14 protein-coding genes and 1 pseudogene are annotated in these 16,466 nt (G+C 63.7%); 10 read left to right on the top strand and 5 right to left on the bottom strand.

Going from position 1 to position 16,466, the window contains the following annotated elements:
• Positions 1–40: 40 nt before the first annotated feature.
• Positions 41–2,326, bottom strand: coding sequence for a (p)ppGpp synthetase (locus BRC58_00675; protein ID PSP19649.1), 2,286 nt, complete (start codon positions 2,324–2,326; stop codon positions 41–43).
• A 101-nt stretch (positions 2,327–2,427) separates the two neighbouring features.
• On the opposite strand from BRC58_00675, the gene BRC58_00670 reads away from it, so the two are divergent.
• Genes BRC58_00670 through BRC58_00660 form a run of 3 tightly spaced genes read left to right on the top strand, consistent with a single transcriptional unit; the run spans position 2,428 to position 5,297 of the window.
• A complete protein-coding gene (locus BRC58_00670) occupies positions 2,428–2,787 on the top strand; it encodes a hypothetical protein (GenBank protein ID PSP19648.1) in 360 nt (119 codons plus the stop codon).
• A gap of 9 nt (positions 2,788–2,796) precedes the next feature.
• On the top strand, positions 2,797–4,428 hold the full coding sequence (locus tag BRC58_00665; protein PSP19647.1) for an ABC transporter ATP-binding protein: 1,632 nt from the start codon (positions 2,797–2,799) through the stop codon (positions 4,426–4,428).
• A gap of 44 nt (positions 4,429–4,472) precedes the next feature.
• Positions 4,473–5,297 carry a hypothetical protein gene (locus BRC58_00660; protein PSP19646.1) on the top strand — a complete coding sequence of 275 codons (825 nt, stop codon included), beginning with the start codon at positions 4,473–4,475 and terminating at the stop codon, positions 5,295–5,297.
• A gap of 5 nt (positions 5,298–5,302) precedes the next feature.
• On the opposite strand, the gene BRC58_00655 is transcribed toward BRC58_00660, so the two are convergent.
• On the bottom strand, positions 5,303–5,758 hold the full coding sequence (locus tag BRC58_00655) for an SRPBCC family protein (protein ID PSP19645.1): 456 nt from the start codon (positions 5,756–5,758) through the stop codon (positions 5,303–5,305).
• Positions 5,759–5,982: 224 nt separating this feature from the next.
• Here BRC58_00655 and BRC58_00650 point away from each other — a divergent pair, with 224 nt between their 5' ends.
• Positions 5,983–7,671 (top strand): hypothetical protein, encoded by a 1,689-nt coding sequence (locus tag BRC58_00650; protein PSP19644.1) that lies wholly within the window; start codon positions 5,983–5,985, stop codon positions 7,669–7,671.
• A 69-nt stretch (positions 7,672–7,740) separates the two neighbouring features.
• On the opposite strand, the gene BRC58_00645 is transcribed toward BRC58_00650, so the two are convergent.
• Positions 7,741–7,938 (bottom strand): hypothetical protein, encoded by a 198-nt coding sequence (locus BRC58_00645; protein PSP19643.1) that lies wholly within the window; start codon positions 7,936–7,938, stop codon positions 7,741–7,743.
• 39 nt (positions 7,939–7,977) lie between these two features.
• Entirely contained in the window at positions 7,978–9,063 is a 1,086-nt protein-coding gene (locus BRC58_00640) for a type IV pili twitching motility protein PilT (GenBank protein ID PSP19642.1), read from the bottom strand.
• A 293-nt stretch (positions 9,064–9,356) separates the two neighbouring features.
• Here BRC58_00640 and BRC58_00635 point away from each other — a divergent pair, with 293 nt between their 5' ends.
• The 6 genes and pseudogenes from BRC58_00635 (at position 9,357) to BRC58_00610 (ending at position 15,791) form a co-directional block, all read left to right on the top strand.
• Positions 9,357–9,737: a hypothetical protein gene (locus tag BRC58_00635; protein ID PSP19641.1), complete on the top strand. Its 381-nt coding sequence runs from the start codon at positions 9,357–9,359 to the stop codon at positions 9,735–9,737.
• Between the two features lie 162 nt (positions 9,738–9,899).
• Complete coding sequence (locus BRC58_00630) at positions 9,900–11,027, top strand: UDP-N-acetylglucosamine 2-epimerase (non-hydrolyzing) (GenBank protein PSP19640.1); 1,128 nt, start codon at positions 9,900–9,902, stop codon at positions 11,025–11,027.
• A gap of 58 nt (positions 11,028–11,085) precedes the next feature.
• Positions 11,086–12,135 (top strand): annotated as a pseudogene (locus BRC58_00625) (chromosome segregation protein ParM).
• A gap of 19 nt (positions 12,136–12,154) precedes the next feature.
• A complete protein-coding gene (locus tag BRC58_00620) occupies positions 12,155–12,772 on the top strand; it encodes a hypothetical protein (protein ID PSP19639.1) in 618 nt (205 codons plus the stop codon).
• Between the two features lie 56 nt (positions 12,773–12,828).
• Complete coding sequence (locus BRC58_00615) at positions 12,829–13,830, top strand: alcohol dehydrogenase (protein PSP19638.1); 1,002 nt, start codon at positions 12,829–12,831, stop codon at positions 13,828–13,830.
• 26 nt (positions 13,831–13,856) lie between these two features.
• Positions 13,857–15,791 (top strand): low-complexity protein, encoded by a 1,935-nt coding sequence (locus BRC58_00610; protein PSP19683.1) that lies wholly within the window; start codon positions 13,857–13,859, stop codon positions 15,789–15,791.
• An 8-nt stretch (positions 15,792–15,799) separates the two neighbouring features.
• Here the strand turns inward: BRC58_00610 and BRC58_00605 are convergent, their stop codons facing one another.
• Entirely contained in the window at positions 15,800–16,318 is a 519-nt protein-coding gene (locus tag BRC58_00605) for an acetolactate synthase small subunit (protein PSP19682.1), read from the bottom strand.
• Positions 16,319–16,466 lie beyond the last annotated feature (148 nt).

The following is a 16,466-nucleotide window of genomic DNA, read 5'->3' as shown; positions in this document are numbered from 1 at the left end:
AACGCCCGTCACAGCGCGCGCTGCTAGCGGGACAGGCGCGCTAGTTGCGCTCCGCTTCGCTCAGGCGGCGGATGTTGAGCACGTCGCTCATTTTTTTGATCTGGTCGAAGCTGCGCTGCAGCTGCTCGCGATCGCGCACCTCAATCGACAGGTGAATCAGGGCAGGATGGCCCGAGTCCGTTTTGACCTGCGCATTGCACACGTTGATGTGGCGATCGCTGAGGCGCGAGAGAATGTCTTTGAACACGCCCACGCGATCGATGGCCTCGATCTCGACCTCTACTGGGTATTTGGGCGCGCGTCCGTTCTGCTGCTTCCAGGCCACCGGCACCAAGCGCTCTCCAGGCACGTTGGCTGCGTTGGGGCAGTCCTGGCGGTGGATGGTGATGCCGCGCTTGCGCGTAACTACCCCCAGGATCGCTTCGCCCGGCACCGGATGGCAGCAACCGGCGATCGCGTGCGTCAGGCCTTCCACGCCTTCAATGGGGGACTCGGTGCCGTCACCGGGGCGAAACTCGCGCGTGGGCGCCGAGCGGAAGGCTTGCAGCTCGCTCTCCTCGCTCGTATCGGCGGCGGGCTCGCTGGTATCGGCAACCGGTTGCTGCTCGAGCAGGGCCTCGCGCAGCTTGTTGACGGCCGATTCGAGCGCGATCTCGCCGTAGCCGATGGCGGCCAGCCAGTCATCGACGCTCTGGTAGTTGCTGCGCTCGACAACGTTCAGGATGGGCTCCGATTTGAGCATGGACTCAAAGCCCGCTTTGCCCAGAGCCTTCTCCAGCATGGACCGGCCGCGGGCAATGTTTTCGTTGCGGTGGGAGCGCTTGTACCACTGCCGGATGCGGGTGCGCGCGCTGGGCGTGACGGCAAAGTTGAGCCAATCCAGGCTGGGATGGGCGTTTTTTTGCGTCACGATTTCGACGATGTCGCCGTTCTCGAGCGGCCTATCCAGCGGGCTCCACTGGCCGTTGACCCGGGCGCCTTTCATGTGATTGCCCACCTCGGTATGGATGTGGTAGGCAAAATCGACGGGCGTGGCCCCGCGCGAGAGGGCAACGACGTCCCCTTGCGGGGTAAAGACGTAGACGTCGTCTTCAAACAGGTTGTCTTTGAGGTGCTCGACGTACTCCTGGGCATCCTTGAGGTCGTTTTGCCACTCCAGCAGCTGCCGCAGCCAGGTGAATTTTTCCTCCTGCGGGCTGGCCTGGACGTTGCTCATGCCGCCACTTTCTTTGTAGAGCCAGTGTGCGGCGATGCCGTACTCAGCAACGTGGTGCATCTCCACGGTGCGGATCTGCAGCTCCAGCGGCCGGCCTGTGGGGCCAATGACGCTGGTGTGCAGCGACTGGTACTGATTGGGCTTGGGCAGGCCGATGTAGTCCTTAAAACGGCCGGGAATGGGGCGAAAGGCGTCGTGGACGATGGCCAGGGCGCGGTAGCACTCTTCCTTGGTGCTAACGATGATGCGCAGGGCAGCAATGTCGTAGATTTGCTCGAAGGACTTTTGCTGCTGCTGCATCTTGCGGTAGATGCCGTAGAGGTGCTTGGGCCGCCACGTCAGCTCGGAGACGTTAATGCCGGCCCCTTCCAATCGCTGGCGCAACGTCTCGGCAACCGTTTCCAGGCGGCGCTCGCGATCAGTGCGGCGCTCGGCGACCAGCGCTTGAATGCGCTGGTACTGCTCCGGCTCCAGAACCTTAAAGGCCAGATCCTCGAGCTCCCACTTAACGCGCCCGATGCCCAGGCGGTTGGCGAGCGGGGCAAAAATTTCGCGCGTTTCCTGGGCAATGCTGCGCTGCTTGTGGGCTGGCAGGTGCTCGAGCGTGCGCATGTTGTGCAGGCGATCGGCCAATTTGACCACAATTACGCGGATGTCCTGGGCCATCGCCAAAAACATGCGCCGAAAGTTCTCGGCCTGGCGCTCGGTGGTGCTGGCAAAGTTGAATTTGGAGAGTTTGGTAACGCCCTCTACCAGCTGCCGCACTTCGCTGCCAAAGCGCGCCTCGATGTCCTCGGGCGTGACCTCGGTATCTTCAACAATGTCGTGCAAAAAGCCCGCGGCTAGCATGGCGCTATCGCCGCCCAATTCGCGCAGCAGCCCGGCAACGGCAATAGGATGGGCAATGTAGGGCTCGCCCGATTTGCGGTACTGCCCCTCGTGCAGCTGGTAGGCAAAGTCAAACGCGTCAGCCACCTGGCAGGCATCGGGCTGCTCTGTGGGGGCCGCTTCGCTGGGCTGGCGGGCCGTGCGACAGGTGGCGAGGCACTCGCTCAGCCATTCGGGCAGCGCGACGTCTTGGTAGTTGCCAGCGGCTGCGATCGCATCCATAATTGTTGCGTCGAATGGGCAGCAGTGCGCGCTTGAACCCAGCCAGCTGCCAGCGCGGCAGGATCCTGGGTAGCAAAAATTCTAACCTACATAGGCAGCCGATGTTACCGCAAACACATTGCGAGCGCTATCGGGCGCTGGGGCAACAATTGGGGCAGTTGCAGCAGCTTGCCGAAGCGCCCGATGCGGATGCGGCCGAACTAGCGCGCCAGTGCCAGCAGCTTGAGCAGCAGTTTCAAACCGACATCATGGCGCTCACCGACCGAGAACTCGATCCCCAGATGGGCGCGCAGTGGCAGTCGCTGCAAACGGAGATGCATCGCATGATGCGGTTGCTGCGCACCGATGTCACGTTCTTGCAGGCCGCGCGGCAGTCGGCTTTGCGGCAGAAGCGGCAGGCCAGCATCCGTGATCGCCTGGCGCACCTCAGCAGCTACGTTGAAGCGCTACTGCAGCTATAGTCTGGGCCCATGGGCGAGCCGTTACTGCAACTAGAGCACCTGCGCGTGGGCTACGGCAGCCCCCCAACGAATTGGGCTGTCGATGGCGTGTCGCTGCAGCTCGCCGCGGGCGAAAAGCTGGGCCTAGTGGGCGAGTCGGGGTGCGGCAAATCGACGCTCGGCCGCGCCATCATGCGGTTGCTTCCCCAAGCCACAGTCGAGGGCAACGTGCGGGTTGGGGGACACTCGGTCTGGGCGCTCGATGCTGCCCGACTGCGCCGGTTCCGCGGCGAAACGGCGGCGCTGATCTTTCAAGATCCGCTCACGCGCCTCGATCCGCTCATGACCGTGGGCGATCACTGCTTGGAGACGCTGCGCGCGCACCGCCCCAAGCTCTCGCAGCGGCAGGCGCGCGCCCGCGCCCTGGAGACGCTGCGCGCCGTCCAAATACCGACCGAGCGCTGGTCGCAGTACCCGCACGAATTTAGCGGCGGCATGCGCCAGCGCGTCGCCATTGCCCTGGCGCTGCTGCTCGAGCCGCAGCTCATCATTGCCGATGAGCCCACCACCAGCCTGGATGTCACCGTTGCGGCCGAGATCTTGCAGTTGCTCGCCCGCGCTTGCGAGCAGCGCGGTGCCGCCCTGTTGCTCGTCTCGCACGATTTGGCCGCAATTGGCGCCTATTGCGAGCGCATTGCGGTCATGCAAGCCGGGCAAATCGTGGAATCGGGGGCGACGGCCGCATTGCTGGAGCGCCCGCAACACGAGCAGACGCGCGCCTTGCTGCGATCAGCGCTGCAACTGCAGCGACCCCCCGAGGCCGCTGCGGAGACCGCTGTTCGCACTGAGCCCCCTTTACTGCAAGTTCGCGAGCTTAAGCTGCACTACACGCTCGAGCGCAATGTCGTTCAGCAGCTGGTCTCGCGCGAGCGGCCCACTATTAAGGCGGTCGATGGGGTGAGCTTTTCGCTCTATCGCGGTGAGACCTTGGGCTTGGTGGGCGAATCCGGCTGCGGTAAAAGCACGCTCTCGCGCGCGATCCTGCAGCTGGTGCGCCCCAGCGCTGGCACGGTTGTCCTCCAAGGACAAGAACTCACCCAGCTGTCGGCCCGAGCGATGCGCCGGCGCCGCCGCCAGATGCAGATAGTGTTTCAGGATCCGCTGGCGTGCCTCAATCCGCTCATGCCAGTGGGCGCGATCGTCGCCGAGCCGCTTCGGATCCACCGGTTGGCATCGCAGCGAGACGCACGCGCCCAAGCCCGCCAGATGCTCGAGCAGGTGTGGTTGAGCCCTGCCCCCAGCTACGAGCAGCGCTATCCGCGCGATCTCTCCGGCGGACAGCAGCAGCGGGTTGCACTCGCGCGGGCCCTGATTACCCATCCCCAGCTGCTGATCTGCGATGAGCCCGTCAGCATGCTGGATGCCAGCGTGCAGGCCCAAGTGTTGGCCCTGATGCAATCGCTGCAAGCCCAGCTCGGGCTAACGTACCTGTTCGTTACCCACGATCTGGCGATCGCGCGCTATCTGAGCGATCGCATCGCCGTAATGAGCGCCGGCCGGATCGTCGAACTGGGCCCGACCCAGCAGATCTTTGCCCAGCCCCAGCACGCGTACACGCAAAAGCTGCTGCGCGCGGCACCGCGCTTGGCCGCGCGCGCCTAGCTAAACTGGGCGGCAGCCAACAGCCGCATCCCAGCGCAGCACGCATGATCGATGATGACCCCATCGGGCGGCAAAACTTTCGCCGAGCCATTGCGGTTCCGGACGAGCGTATCGATTTGGGCCGAGCCGCGCTCTATCTAGCCCAGGAAGACGATCCCCACCTCGATCCCGAGGCAACGCTCGCCACCCTGGATCGCATGGCCCAAGCCCTGCACTCGCGCTTGCCGCCCGAGCGCTATCCGCTGCGGGTCATCCACACCATCAACGATTACCTCTACGGCGAGCTGAGCTTCTGCGGCAACCGCCAGGACTACTACAATCCGCGCAACAGCTTCCTCCACCAGGTCCTCGCGCACCGCACGGGCATTCCCATCTCACTCTCGCTGGTCTATCTGGAGCTAGCGCGCCGGATTGATTTTCCCATGGTGGGGATCGGCATGCCCGGCCACTTCCTCATCCAGCCCGATTTTGAAGGGGCTGGCATTTTCGTCGATGCTTTCGAGGGCGGCGAAATCCTATTCGAGCAGGATTGCCAAGCCAAGCTGCAGCAGATCTACCAGCAGCCTGTCTCGCTCGAGCGGCACTGGCTGCAACCCATCGGCAACCGGCAGTTCCTGGCGCGTATGCTGACTAATTTAAAAGCCATCTATCTCGAGCGTCAGGACGTCGCGCGGACGCTGGCCGCTGTCGAGCGGATCGTGCTGCTGTTCCCTGAGGCGGCGCGCGAGCGCCGCGATCGCGGCTTGCTCTACTACCAGTTGGGCGATCGCCAGGCCGCCGCGCGCGATTTGGCCTACTACCTGCAATGCGAGCCCAACGCGCGCGATGCCGCCACCATCCGGCGGCTCTGGGCCGAGCTGGCCGGCTAGCCTAGTTATTGGTGCTGGTAGATTTCTTCGGCAACGCGCTTGAGCCGTCGCAGCTGAGCCTGCATGTCGTGCCGGGTCCAGCCAGCTGCTAGCGCGTTAAATCCCCAGCGCACCAGCGGGTTGGGTACTTCAAAGGTAAAGCGGTTGAGCAACAGGGTCCCGCGGGCATTGGGCTGGCACTCCCAGCGATCGCTGCCCCGGAAAAAGCCGCTAAAAGCCCAGACGATGGCGCCCGGCTCGCGCTCGACCACCACGCTTTTGAGGGTGGGCTCAACCGCCGGCACCTGAAGGGTGAAGCGAAAGCGACTGCCCACCGCGGTGCTCCATTCCCCCACCGGCTCGCAACGCAGGGCTGGGTTGAGCCAGCGGTGCATGAGCTCGCGCTCGGTCAAGCAGCGCTCGACGGCCGTCGCGCTAGCGGCAATCTGGATGGATTGCTCGAACACGTGCCGCGGTGCCATGCAACACCCTTCCCAATTGCTGGGCAGCTCGGCTAAACTCAGGGCGATAGTAGCGGCAATCCGCCGCTTTGCGGGTTCAAGCTTGGTTGTTGGTCGCGTAGCTTGCGCTCGTCGCCAACCCTCCCCTACGGTCCTACCAGTACCGCAGACCGAGCAAGCGTTAACTGAATCGCACCGCGCTCGCTAACAAACCTCCCTGTAGACCGAGTCAAAGTTGGTTAAGCATGCCACAACTAACACTTTTAGTGACAGCGGTAACGGGGCCTGCGTTCCTGGCACAGCAGCAGCCAGATACGTCCCCATCCCCGCCTAGAAACCCCCCGAGTGATGCCCAACCAGCCCCCGAGACAGCTGCAGATGGGGCCGGCGGCATGGGCAACCAGCTCGTGGACCAAATCACCACTGCCCTGGGCAGCGATGTCTTTTCGCTGATCAAGGCGATCGTCATTCTGATCGTGGGCTGGATCGTGGCCGCGGTGGGCAAATCCATCACGCGCGGCATCCTGCGCCGTACGAGCATCGACAATCGCATTGCCAGCTGGATCGCCGGCGACCGGGCCGATCACGAATCCCTTCCCATCGAGCGCTGGATCTCGGATATCGTCTACTGGCTGATCCTGCTGTTTACGGTTGTTGCCTTTCTGCAGGCCCTAAAGCTTGAGGCAGTCTCGGAGCCGCTCAATACGCTGCTGAACCAAGTGACGGGCTTCTTACCGCAGCTGGGGGCTGCCCTCATCCTGCTGGCCGTTGCTTGGGGCATCGCGACGATCGTACGGGCGCTGGTGACCACCACGCTGCGGACGCTGCGCGTGGACGAGCGCCTCAACCAGCAAACGGGCGGCACCGGGCAGCAGAACCAGCTGCAGTTGACCAACACCATTGGCAACACCCTCTACTGGTTCATCTTTCTGCTGTTTTTGCCCACCATTCTCAGCACCCTGCAGCTACAGGGAACGCTGACGCCGGTGCGCGACCTGCTGGATGGCATCCTCGCGGTCTTGCCCAACGTGCTGGCCGCCGTGCTAATCGGCGCCATCGGCTGGATCGGCGCTCAGATTGCGAGCCGCTTTGTCATCAACCTGGTGGCAGCCTCCGGTGTGGACGGCATCGGCCAGCGCTTCGGCTTGACCGGAGCGGCCGGGCGCCCCTCGCTCTCCAGCATGACGGGGGCCGTCGTTCAGGTCTCGGTGCTGGTTCCGGTCGCCATCTACGCCCTAGGCAAGCTCAACATTCCGGCCATCACCGAGCCGGCTACCCAAATGCTGACCTCGATCGGGGTCTTGATTCCGCGCCTGATTGCGGCCTCGGTCGTGTTGGTGCTGGCCTATGCGGGCGGGCGCTACGTTGCCGACTTTGTGACCAACATCCTGACCAACGTGGGCTTCAACAACCTGCTCCGCTGGTTGGAATTGCCCGGCACCGGTCAAGCGCAAGGCGCAGGGCCAGGCATGGCAGCGCCCTCCAGCCGGGGCCAAACGCCCTCCCAGCTTATGGGCACCATTTCGCTGGTGGGCATCATGCTGTTCGCCACGCTGGCAGCCGTCAACATCTTGCAAATCGAGGCTTTGACGGAGCTGGTTAGCGGCATCATTGTCATTGCGGGGCGCATCCTGACAGGACTGCTCGTCTTTGTGATCGGGCTGTATCTGGCCAACTGGGCCTTCAACCTAATCGCCAACACGGGCCTGCGCCAAGCCCGAACCCTGGGCCAAACGGCGCGCATCATCACGATCGCGTTTGCCGTCGCGCTGGCGCTGCGCCAGATTGGGGTGGCAACCAGCATCGTCAACCTGGCCTTTGGGCTGCTGTTGGGCTCAATTGCGGTTGCGATCGCGCTGGCCTTTGGCTTGGGCAGCCGCGACATTGCAGCCGAGCAGGTCCGCGAATGGGTGGATGCCCTCAAACGGCGCTAAGCGCCCGGATGGCCGTGCAGCCATAAGCGTGCAGGGGGACCTTTGGGTCCCCCTGATTTCGTTGGACGCTCAGACGCGACCGCGCATGCGCTGCGACATTTCGTTAGGCGCCGGCGAGTGGGCCAAGGCCGTGTCGGCATCGATGCGGCCGGCTTGGTAGAGTGCAAACAGCGACCGATTCATGGTCGTCATCCCATAGAAGGTGTCCTCGGCCATCAGGCGCGAGATCTCGTCGTTTTTGCCATCACGAATGTATAGCAAAAACACCTGGATCGTGAACGGATTTGTATCCCTAGCGCCAAGAGACTAATTCCCTGTTCGGGCCGACCTCGGGATTATCCCAATAGACTTGTTTCGTTCACGATGTGATCTGCGGTTGCTATAGTCCCGGACGGTTTCGGTGTTAATGAGAATGTCGTGGAATGCCGCCCGCTTGCCCTCAGTCGTGCGACACAAGCCCTGCGAGACAACAGCGATCAGCGACTCGGCCAGCGCCACGCGCATGGCGTCTTGCTCGTCAGCGCTGTAGAGGTTGAGGATGCGCTCGATGGATTTAACGGCGCTGTTGGTGTGCAGGGTTCCCATGACTACGTGCCCGGTTTGGGCGGCTTTGAGCGCCGTGTTGACGGTCTCGGTATCGCGCATCTCGCCGATCAAGATAAAGTCAGGGTCTTCACGCAGCGAGGCTTTGAGGGCATTGTCGAATTTGAGGGTATGCATGCCTACCTCGCGCTGCCGCACCAGCGACTTTTGGCTGCTGTAGACAAACTCGATGGGATCCTCGATGCTGATGATGTGCTTGGGCATCGAGCGGTTGATGTAGTCCACCATGGCCGCCATGGTGGTGGATTTGCCCGATCCGGTAGGGCCGGTGACCAGGATTAGGCCCTTGTCGTAGTGGCAGAGGTCGCGAAACACCCCCGGCAAGGCCAGCTGCTCCAGCGTCATCACCGCCAGCGGGATCAGGCGCAAGACCATGGCCGGCCCGTTGAGAGCCTGGAACGCATTGATCCGCACTCGAGCGAATTCGTACTGCGTGGCGCCGTCGAACTCCAGGGTTTGCTGGAACTGCTGAATGTCCTCGGTGGCAAGCGCTTCCTGCAGCCAACTGGTGAAGGTGGCTCGGTCGGTTACCGGGTAGGCCAGGGCTTCCATCTCGCCGCGGTTGCGAACGCGCGGCACCTCGCCCACGCCCAGGTGAATGTCGGAGAAGCCGCGCTCGTTGGCCTCGCGCACGATTTGCGCCAGGGGTGGTTGGCCGGCCGGCCGTTGCGCGGGTGGGAGGGTGGCATCGCGACCAGCGGTCTCGCCTTGGGGCGAGCGAGCGGGCTGGGGCGGCGGTGGCGGCGGGCTGCGCCGGGCAGGCGATCCGTCAGGCATGGCAGCTGGCATTGTGAGCTCACAGCACTCACAGCGGAGCTTTCCCCAGCGCCCGGCGCGCGTTCGATTTTATTGCGGGATTTAACAAACATTAACGCCACATCGCGATCGCGCCCCAAGTGCTGAGCGGCCGCGATCGCAGCGTTGAGGCTTGCAACGCTGCCCGAGGCACTCGCTGTGGGGTTAATTTTGGTAACGCTCTTCCCAGCAACCAATTAAAGGCTCGCTAGCATACCAGCAACTCCAAAACAATGCAGCTTTATCGCTCACATCTGAACCACATACATCGTTATTAGGAGGTCGGCATGTCACTGGCCCAGGATTTCCGACAAGACTCCGTTCAGCTATGGGGAACCCTCAAAAGCTTTGCGCTCTGGAACTTTACGTTATTGGTTTGCCTGCTCGTCGCCGGCTTCCCGCTCGTTGCCATTGCGGCAACTGTAGGCCTGTTTCTGGCCATGACGCTGCATGCGCTCGTGCCGGCTAGTGCGGTCCTGATGGTGGCCGGCAGCCTCATTGGGAGCAGCGTTATTGCCATTGCACTTAGCTCGGCCATTTTGACGCTCAAAGGCATTCACCTGCAACGCATTCCGTGGCTGCACTGGCTCAACGGCAAAGCCGCCGTGCTGCCCCGAAGCCAGTATGGCGCGTGCCAGTTGGCCTGCGATCTCCAGCTTGAAGCCTGAGCGCACCGCCAACGCGCAGGTAGCACAGCCCGGCCCGCCTCGGCCGGGCTTTTTGGGCCGCGCCGGCATCTGGCAATGGTTTAGAATGCGGCCAGGCTCGCAAGCGGAGCGCCACTGCCGGAGTAAGATGAGGCACCCGCGGCCCATCCTGGGAGGTCTTCCATGACGGCGCCCGCGGCGTCGGTTGCCATTGCACTGGGCACGCGGCCGGAAGCAATCAAGCTAGCGCCGGTCATCCGCCAGCTCCGCAAGGCCGAGGCCGTTGAGGTTCAAGTCATCCTAACCGGCCAGCACCGCGAGATGGTCGATCGGGTCATGCAGCTGTTCGACCTCCGCGTCGACCGGGACTTGCAGATCGTGCGCGAGCGCCACACGCTCACCGAGCTGACTTGCCGCAGCTTGGAGGGCCTTGCGGAGCTGTTCCAGCAGCTGCAGCCCGAAATGGTGCTGGTCCAGGGCGATACCACGACTGCCTTTGCGGCTGCCCTGGGCGCGTTCTATCAAAAGGTCCCCGTCGGTCACGTGGAGGCCGGGCTGCGCTCTCACGACTTGGCCAATCCCTATCCGGAAGAGGCCAACCGGCGCCTGATCTCGCAGCTGGCCGAGCTGCACTTTGCCCCCACGCGCTCGGCCGTTGCCAACCTCGAGCGCTCCGGCGTCAGCGGCGAGATCCATCACACTGGCAACACCGTCATCGATGCGCTGCTGAGCGTGGCCGAGCGCCATCCAGATTGCCCGGTTGAGGGCATGGCTTGGCAAGACTATCGGGTGCTGCTGGTTACCGTGCACCGACGCGAGAGTTGGGGGGCGCCGCTGCAAGGCATTGCTGCCGGGCTGCGCCGCATTCTGGATCGCTTTCCCGATACGGCGCTGCTGCTGCCGCTCCATCCCAACCCAGCGGTGGGCGATTCCATGCGCAAGCAGTTGGGCGACCACCCGCGCGCCTTTTTGACGGCACCGCTGAGCTATCCGCAGTTAGTGGGCGCCATCCAGCGCTGCCACTTGTTGCTGACCGATTCGGGCGGCCTGCAGGAGGAAGCCCCCAGTTTGGGCAAGCCCGTGTTGGTCCTGCGCGAGACCACCGAACGCAGCGAGGCGATCGCGGCCGGAACGGCCCGTTTGGTAGGCGTCGACCCCGATCGCATCCTGGCTGCAGCCAGCGAATTGCTGAGCGATGCGGCCAGCTACCGCGCCATGGCAGCTGCTAGCAATCCCTTCGGCGACGGCCGCGCTGCCGAGCGGATCTTGCAAGCCGTTCGGAACCGCTTCCAGCTTGCAGTTAGGGGGTGATGCAATCTCCTACGGATGCTAGCGTTGTGTCGATTCAAGCCCGCTGCCCCCTCGTTAGATGGCTGCCGAACGAAGCCGCGCCGCGAGCAACCCGACCGTCCTGAGCGTCGATTTGGGGCGGACCTCAACCAAAGCGTGCGTCAGCCGCGATCCGAATAGCGTCGTTCTAATCCCGGCCAACGTTGCCCAGCTCAGCACCGAACAAGTCCGGCGGGGCGTTTTTGACGCGCGCCTGGCCGATCCGCTGCTGGACATGTGGCTCGAGTATCAGGGCCGCGGTTATGCCTTGGGCCAGCTTGCCGCCGATTTTGGGGCCGATCTGGGACTGGGTAGCTCCAAACTCGAGGGGGCCCTGGTCAAGGTGTTTGCCAGCATAGGCTACTTTGGCCTCAGCGGCGAGGTTTCGGTCGTGCTGGGGCTGCCTTACCAATCCCAAGAGCAATTCGAGCGCGATAAAGCCGAGGTCCAGGGGCTGCTGCAGTCGCCGCATGTCATGAGCTATCGGGGCGAGGAAATTGCGGTCGACATCAAGCAGGTTTAGTCCATCCCGGAAGGGTACGGCAGCCTGCTCTGGATGGAAGCCCTACAGCACGACAGCGGCGAGAACCGCCTGCGCGATGCCTCGGTGGCCATTGCCGACATCGGCCACCAAACCACCGATCTGCTGCTGGCCGATCGCTTCCGGTTTGCGCGAGGGATCTCCCAGAGCGAACCCTTTGCCATGAGTCAGTTTTACGAGCAAGTGGCCGCCCAAATCCAGGGCGCGGACAGCCAGTCGCTCCATTTGATCCGGGCCGTCAACCGGCCGGAAGGCGAGCGGTTCTATCGGCCGCAGGGCGCAATCCAGCCCACCAACCTGGACGAGATTCTGCCTAGCTTGCGCAAAAGCTTTGCCCGCGAGCTGCGCGATCGCCTGATTGCCTGGCTCCCCGAGCGAACGACCGATGTGGTCGTAACGGGCGGCGGTGGCGAGTTTTTCTGGGAAGAGCTCCAGCAGCTGCTGGCCCAAGCCCAGCTAGGGGGCCACCTGGCCAAACCCTCGTGCGAGGCCAATGCGCTGGGCCAGCACATCTACGGGGAAGTGCGGCAGGAAGCCGCCCGGCATTGACGGCAAGGGGGCAAGTGCCATGGCCAAAAAGGCGAACAAGAGCGTTGCGTTCTCGGACCACCAAGCTGATCGGCGCTTGCTGCAGCGCGTCGAGCAGGCGCTAGCGGCGCGCAAAGATGGCAGTTTCAGCGCGCTTTGCAAGCAAGCCCTCAACGCCTTTCTGGACCCAGCCGAATCGGAGTCTGCCGACAGCCAGCAGCAGCGCAGCGAGATCCAGCAGGTGCTCGCCGCCCGAGCCCAGGCGGAGGAATCCCGCTCGGGGACGAGCGAATCCGGGATGAGCGAGCAGCTCGAGCGAACCAAAACCGAGCTGGAGGCGCGGATCGCCGGCTTGCAGGAGCAGCTCGAGCGCGAGCGATCGCAGCAGGAGCAGCAAGCGACCGGATCGCAGGCCCTAGCACAGCGGCTCGAGCGCTTGGAAGCGCGCACCGAGCAGCAGTTCGAGCGGATCCAGCAAAAGCTGGCCCAGCTAGAGCAATCCTGGGCGGGGTCGCGATCGCAACCCGCTCACTCCGAGGCGGCCGAACCGCCCGACTCCGGCGAGGCACCCGCTCGACAGGCGGCGGAGCCATCGGGCCAACAGGCCGATGCCGATACCCTGGTGGCGCACTTCGGCCAACTCCTAGATGACTTCTAAACGCCCCGGCTGGGGTGAGACCATTGATCGAGGCTGAGTTCGGCGCGAGCGCTTCCATGCGAGCAGCGGTCATGACGGCACCGGGCAATCCTGAAGTTCTGGAAGAACGGCAGGTGCCGGATCCCCAAATTAAGGCCCCTACCGAGCTGCGCGTTCGGCTGCAGGCTGCCGGCGTCAATCCGGTCGATACCAAGCTGCGCCAGCGCGGCGTTTTCTACCCCGACGCCTTGCCGGCCATTTTGGGCTGCGATGGGGCCGGCACAGTGGAGGCAGTCGGCTCGGCCGTCGAGAGCTTCCAGCCGGGCGATGCGGTGTATTTTTGCCAGGGCGGCTTAGGCAAGCCGGGCACGGGCAACTATGCCGAGCTGGCCGTGGTCGACGAGCGCTTTGTGGCGCGCAAGCCGCAATCGCTTTCATTTGCCCAAGCCGCGGCAGCCCCGCTGGTGCTGATTACCGCCTGGGAAGGACTCTACGATCGCGGCCAACTGCAAGCCGGTCAGAGCGCGCTCGTCCATGCGGGCGCCGGCGGCGTCGGCCACGTGGCCATCCAGCTGGCCAAGCTGCAAGGGGCCAGCGTGGCAACGACGGTCAGCACGGAAGAAAAAGCGACCTTCGTCCGCCAGCTAGGTGCCGATTGGGTCATTTTTTACCAACAGGAAGACTTCGTCCAAGCGGCGCGCGATTGGACGGCCGGTCAAGGCGTCGATCTGGCTTTCGATACGGTAGGCCCTTCGGTCCTGTCGCCTTCCTTGGGGGCCGTGCGGCCCTACGGCAACGCCGTTACGCTCCTGCAGGCAGGCGCCGAAACGGATTGGAAGGAAGCGCGCTCGCGCAACCTGCGCGTGGGCTTTGAGCTCATGCTCACGCCGCAGTTGCAAGGCCCGATCGAGGCGCAGCGCGCCCAAGCCCAAATCCTGCAGCAGTGTGCCGACTGGATCGATCGCGGCCGCCTGCGCATTCGGCTGGCCCAAACCTATCCGCTCTCGCAAGTGCAAGCTGCCCACCAGTTGCTAGAGCAAGGGGCCATGACCGGCAAGGTTGCGCTGACCGTGGCGTGACGCGACCCGGCTTGCTGGCCCGAAGCCTGGCTGGCGGATTGGCGGTGCTGCTAGTGGCGCTGCTGGTGTTGCCAGCGCCGCTGCACGCCGCCCCTGAGCGCGAGCCGCTCACGCTGGAGGCGCTGCAGGCGCGGGCAGCAGCCCCCGCCAGCCCCAACGGCAGCGCCACCATCGACTTGCAAGCCTTTGCCATTGACCTGCGCGCCGAGAACGCCGAATTCCGCGATCGCTTTTACCGCATCCTGCAACAGGCGCTAGCGCGCTCGCCGGTGCCGCTCGGGCTCGATTTGCGCCAATCGGTCATTCAGGGACAGCTCAACTTAGCCAAGCTGGGGATAGCCCCGGATGCCGAGACGCTCGCACTCACCGAGGCCGAGCGAGCTAAATTGGAGCGCCTGCGCGCCGCCGAGGAGGGCACAGCGGAAGCTGCTCCCCAAGCCAGCCAGGAGCGCAGCGTTGCCTTGCTACGCGGCCCGCTCGATCTGAGCGAGGCAGAGCTGCAAGGCCCGGTTGAGGGCAACGGCATGCTGTTCCTGCAGCCAATACGCGCCCTAGGAACGGCATTTGCCGGTACGGTCAACTGGTCGCGGGCGCACTTTGGCGGCGAGCTAGACTTCAGCCGCGCTAGCTTCGGCGAAACTGCCACCTTCGCCCACAGCACCTTCTTTGCCTCAGCGACGTTTCGCCGGGCTGACTTTCAGGGCAACGCGCATTTTGCCCAAGCCTTCTTTCACCAAGGCGCTAGCATGGCGCACGCCGACTTTGGCGGCGTTGCCGACTGGACGCAGGTCCGCTGGTACGGCCAAGCCGACCTAGCGCAGACCAACTGGCAGGACCGGGTCCTATTTGCCAAGGGCCGCTTCCTGGATGAAGTCACGCTGGCCGAAGCTACCTTCGAGGGGCCGGTCACCTTCCGCGGTGCCCGCTTCAATGCCCCTGTTGCGTTGCAGGGCGTTAGCCTGTTCGCCCAGCTCGATTTCAGCAATGCCGTTTTTGCGCGCGGGACTTATCTCAACGTTGCCAACCTCGCCTTCGATGCCAACAAAACGCGGATTTTAGGCGATCCGGGCGCCATCGGCCGGGCCATTTCGGTTCCGACGCTGCAGGGCAACGAAAGCGTCCTGCGCAACCTAGTGTTCAACTTTCGCAGCCTAGAGCAAGTCCAGGATGCCAACTGGCTGGAGTATCAAACGCAACGGTTGCGGTTGGCGCAAATCGCCGAGCGTTGGGCTGGGACGCCACTGGCGCAACGCTGGCACTGGAAGCGCGTGCGGGAAGCCGTGCAATGGTTGGGATTGAGCGTGCTGCTGCTGTTGAGCCAGTACGGTACGAACGTGGGGCTAGTGGTCAGTGTCGGCATTTTGGGCGCCGCTTACTTTGCGGTCCTGTTTTGGTTCCTGGACCGGTGGCGGCGGCGGCGCCCGGCCGCCATTCTGCCGGGTCGGCAAGAAACCGCTTGCATGGCTCTCAGCTTCGGCCTGGTCAGCGCGCTCAGTCTGCTGGCGCTGGTGCGCTCGGCCGAGCAGCCGGTGCTGACCCTGGCCTGTTTGGGCGCCATGGTACTGCCCGTGCCGCTGTTGCTGGTGGCGCGCCTGTACCGCCAGGGACGCTACCACGACATGCTCGATGTCACCTACTTAGTGGAAGACGGCAGCGCGCGCCAGTTGCGCCTGCTCGTCGTCCGCCTGCCTATCATCCCCAAGTTTTATTTCTACCGCGATCACTTTACCCCCATCCGCTGTGATCGCCGCTGGGGATGGCTCAACTACTACGATTTCAGCTTTAACAACCTGCTCAAGCTGGGCTTCAACGACATTCGGCTGCGCGATCAGCACTTGCCCGGCACCGTAAGCGCCCTGGTCTGGTACCAGTGGGGGCTGGGCAGCCTCTACATCGGGTTGTTGATCTGGACCCTATCGCGCACGATTCCGGGGCTCAACCTGCTGCTCTATTTAGGGTAGCCGGCTGGCTAGACGGCCGCTTCGGCAGATTTGAGATACTCGGTATTGACTCCCGAGTCGCGGACCAGCACGATTTTGCCCGTGCGGGCGATCTCGCGGATGCCAAATTTGTCCAGCATCTGCACGATGGCGACCATCTTGCCCGGATCGCCCACCACCTCGAGCGTGAGCGTGTGCTCGGAAACATCGACAACGCGCGCCCGAAACACTTGGGCCAGCTCGATGATCTCGCCCCGGTTGGCATCTGTGGCATTAACCTTGAGCAGCATAAGCTCGCGCTCAACGCAAGGCGTTTGCGTCACATCCTGTACCTGCAGCACGTTGACCAGCTTGTAGAGCTGCTTGACCAGCTGCTCGACAGTGCGGTCGTCGCCCGGAACGACCATCGTAAGGCGCGAGATGCCTGGCTCCTCGGCCGGCCCCACTGCAAGGCTCTCGATGTTGTAGCTGCGTCGGGCGAACAAGCCGGCAATGCGGGTCAAAACGCCGGCTTCGTCCTCCACCATGACCGTTAGCGTATGCTTGATTGAAACGCTGTCCTCCAACAAGCCCCCCAAGGGAACGAGTCACCCTAGCGCCCGAGCTGCCAGGCGGGCATCGCCAGCGATCCGATCCTACACCGCTGCGATCGCCGGCTTGCGGCTTCCAGTAGGCCGGCGGCCGCTTTTATCAAAC

This window comes from Cyanobacteria bacterium QS_8_64_29 (assembly GCA_003022125.1).
Lineage (GTDB): Bacteria > Cyanobacteriota > Cyanobacteriia > Cyanobacteriales > Rubidibacteraceae > QS-8-64-29.
This window is presented reverse-complemented; position numbering and strand designations above follow the sequence as displayed.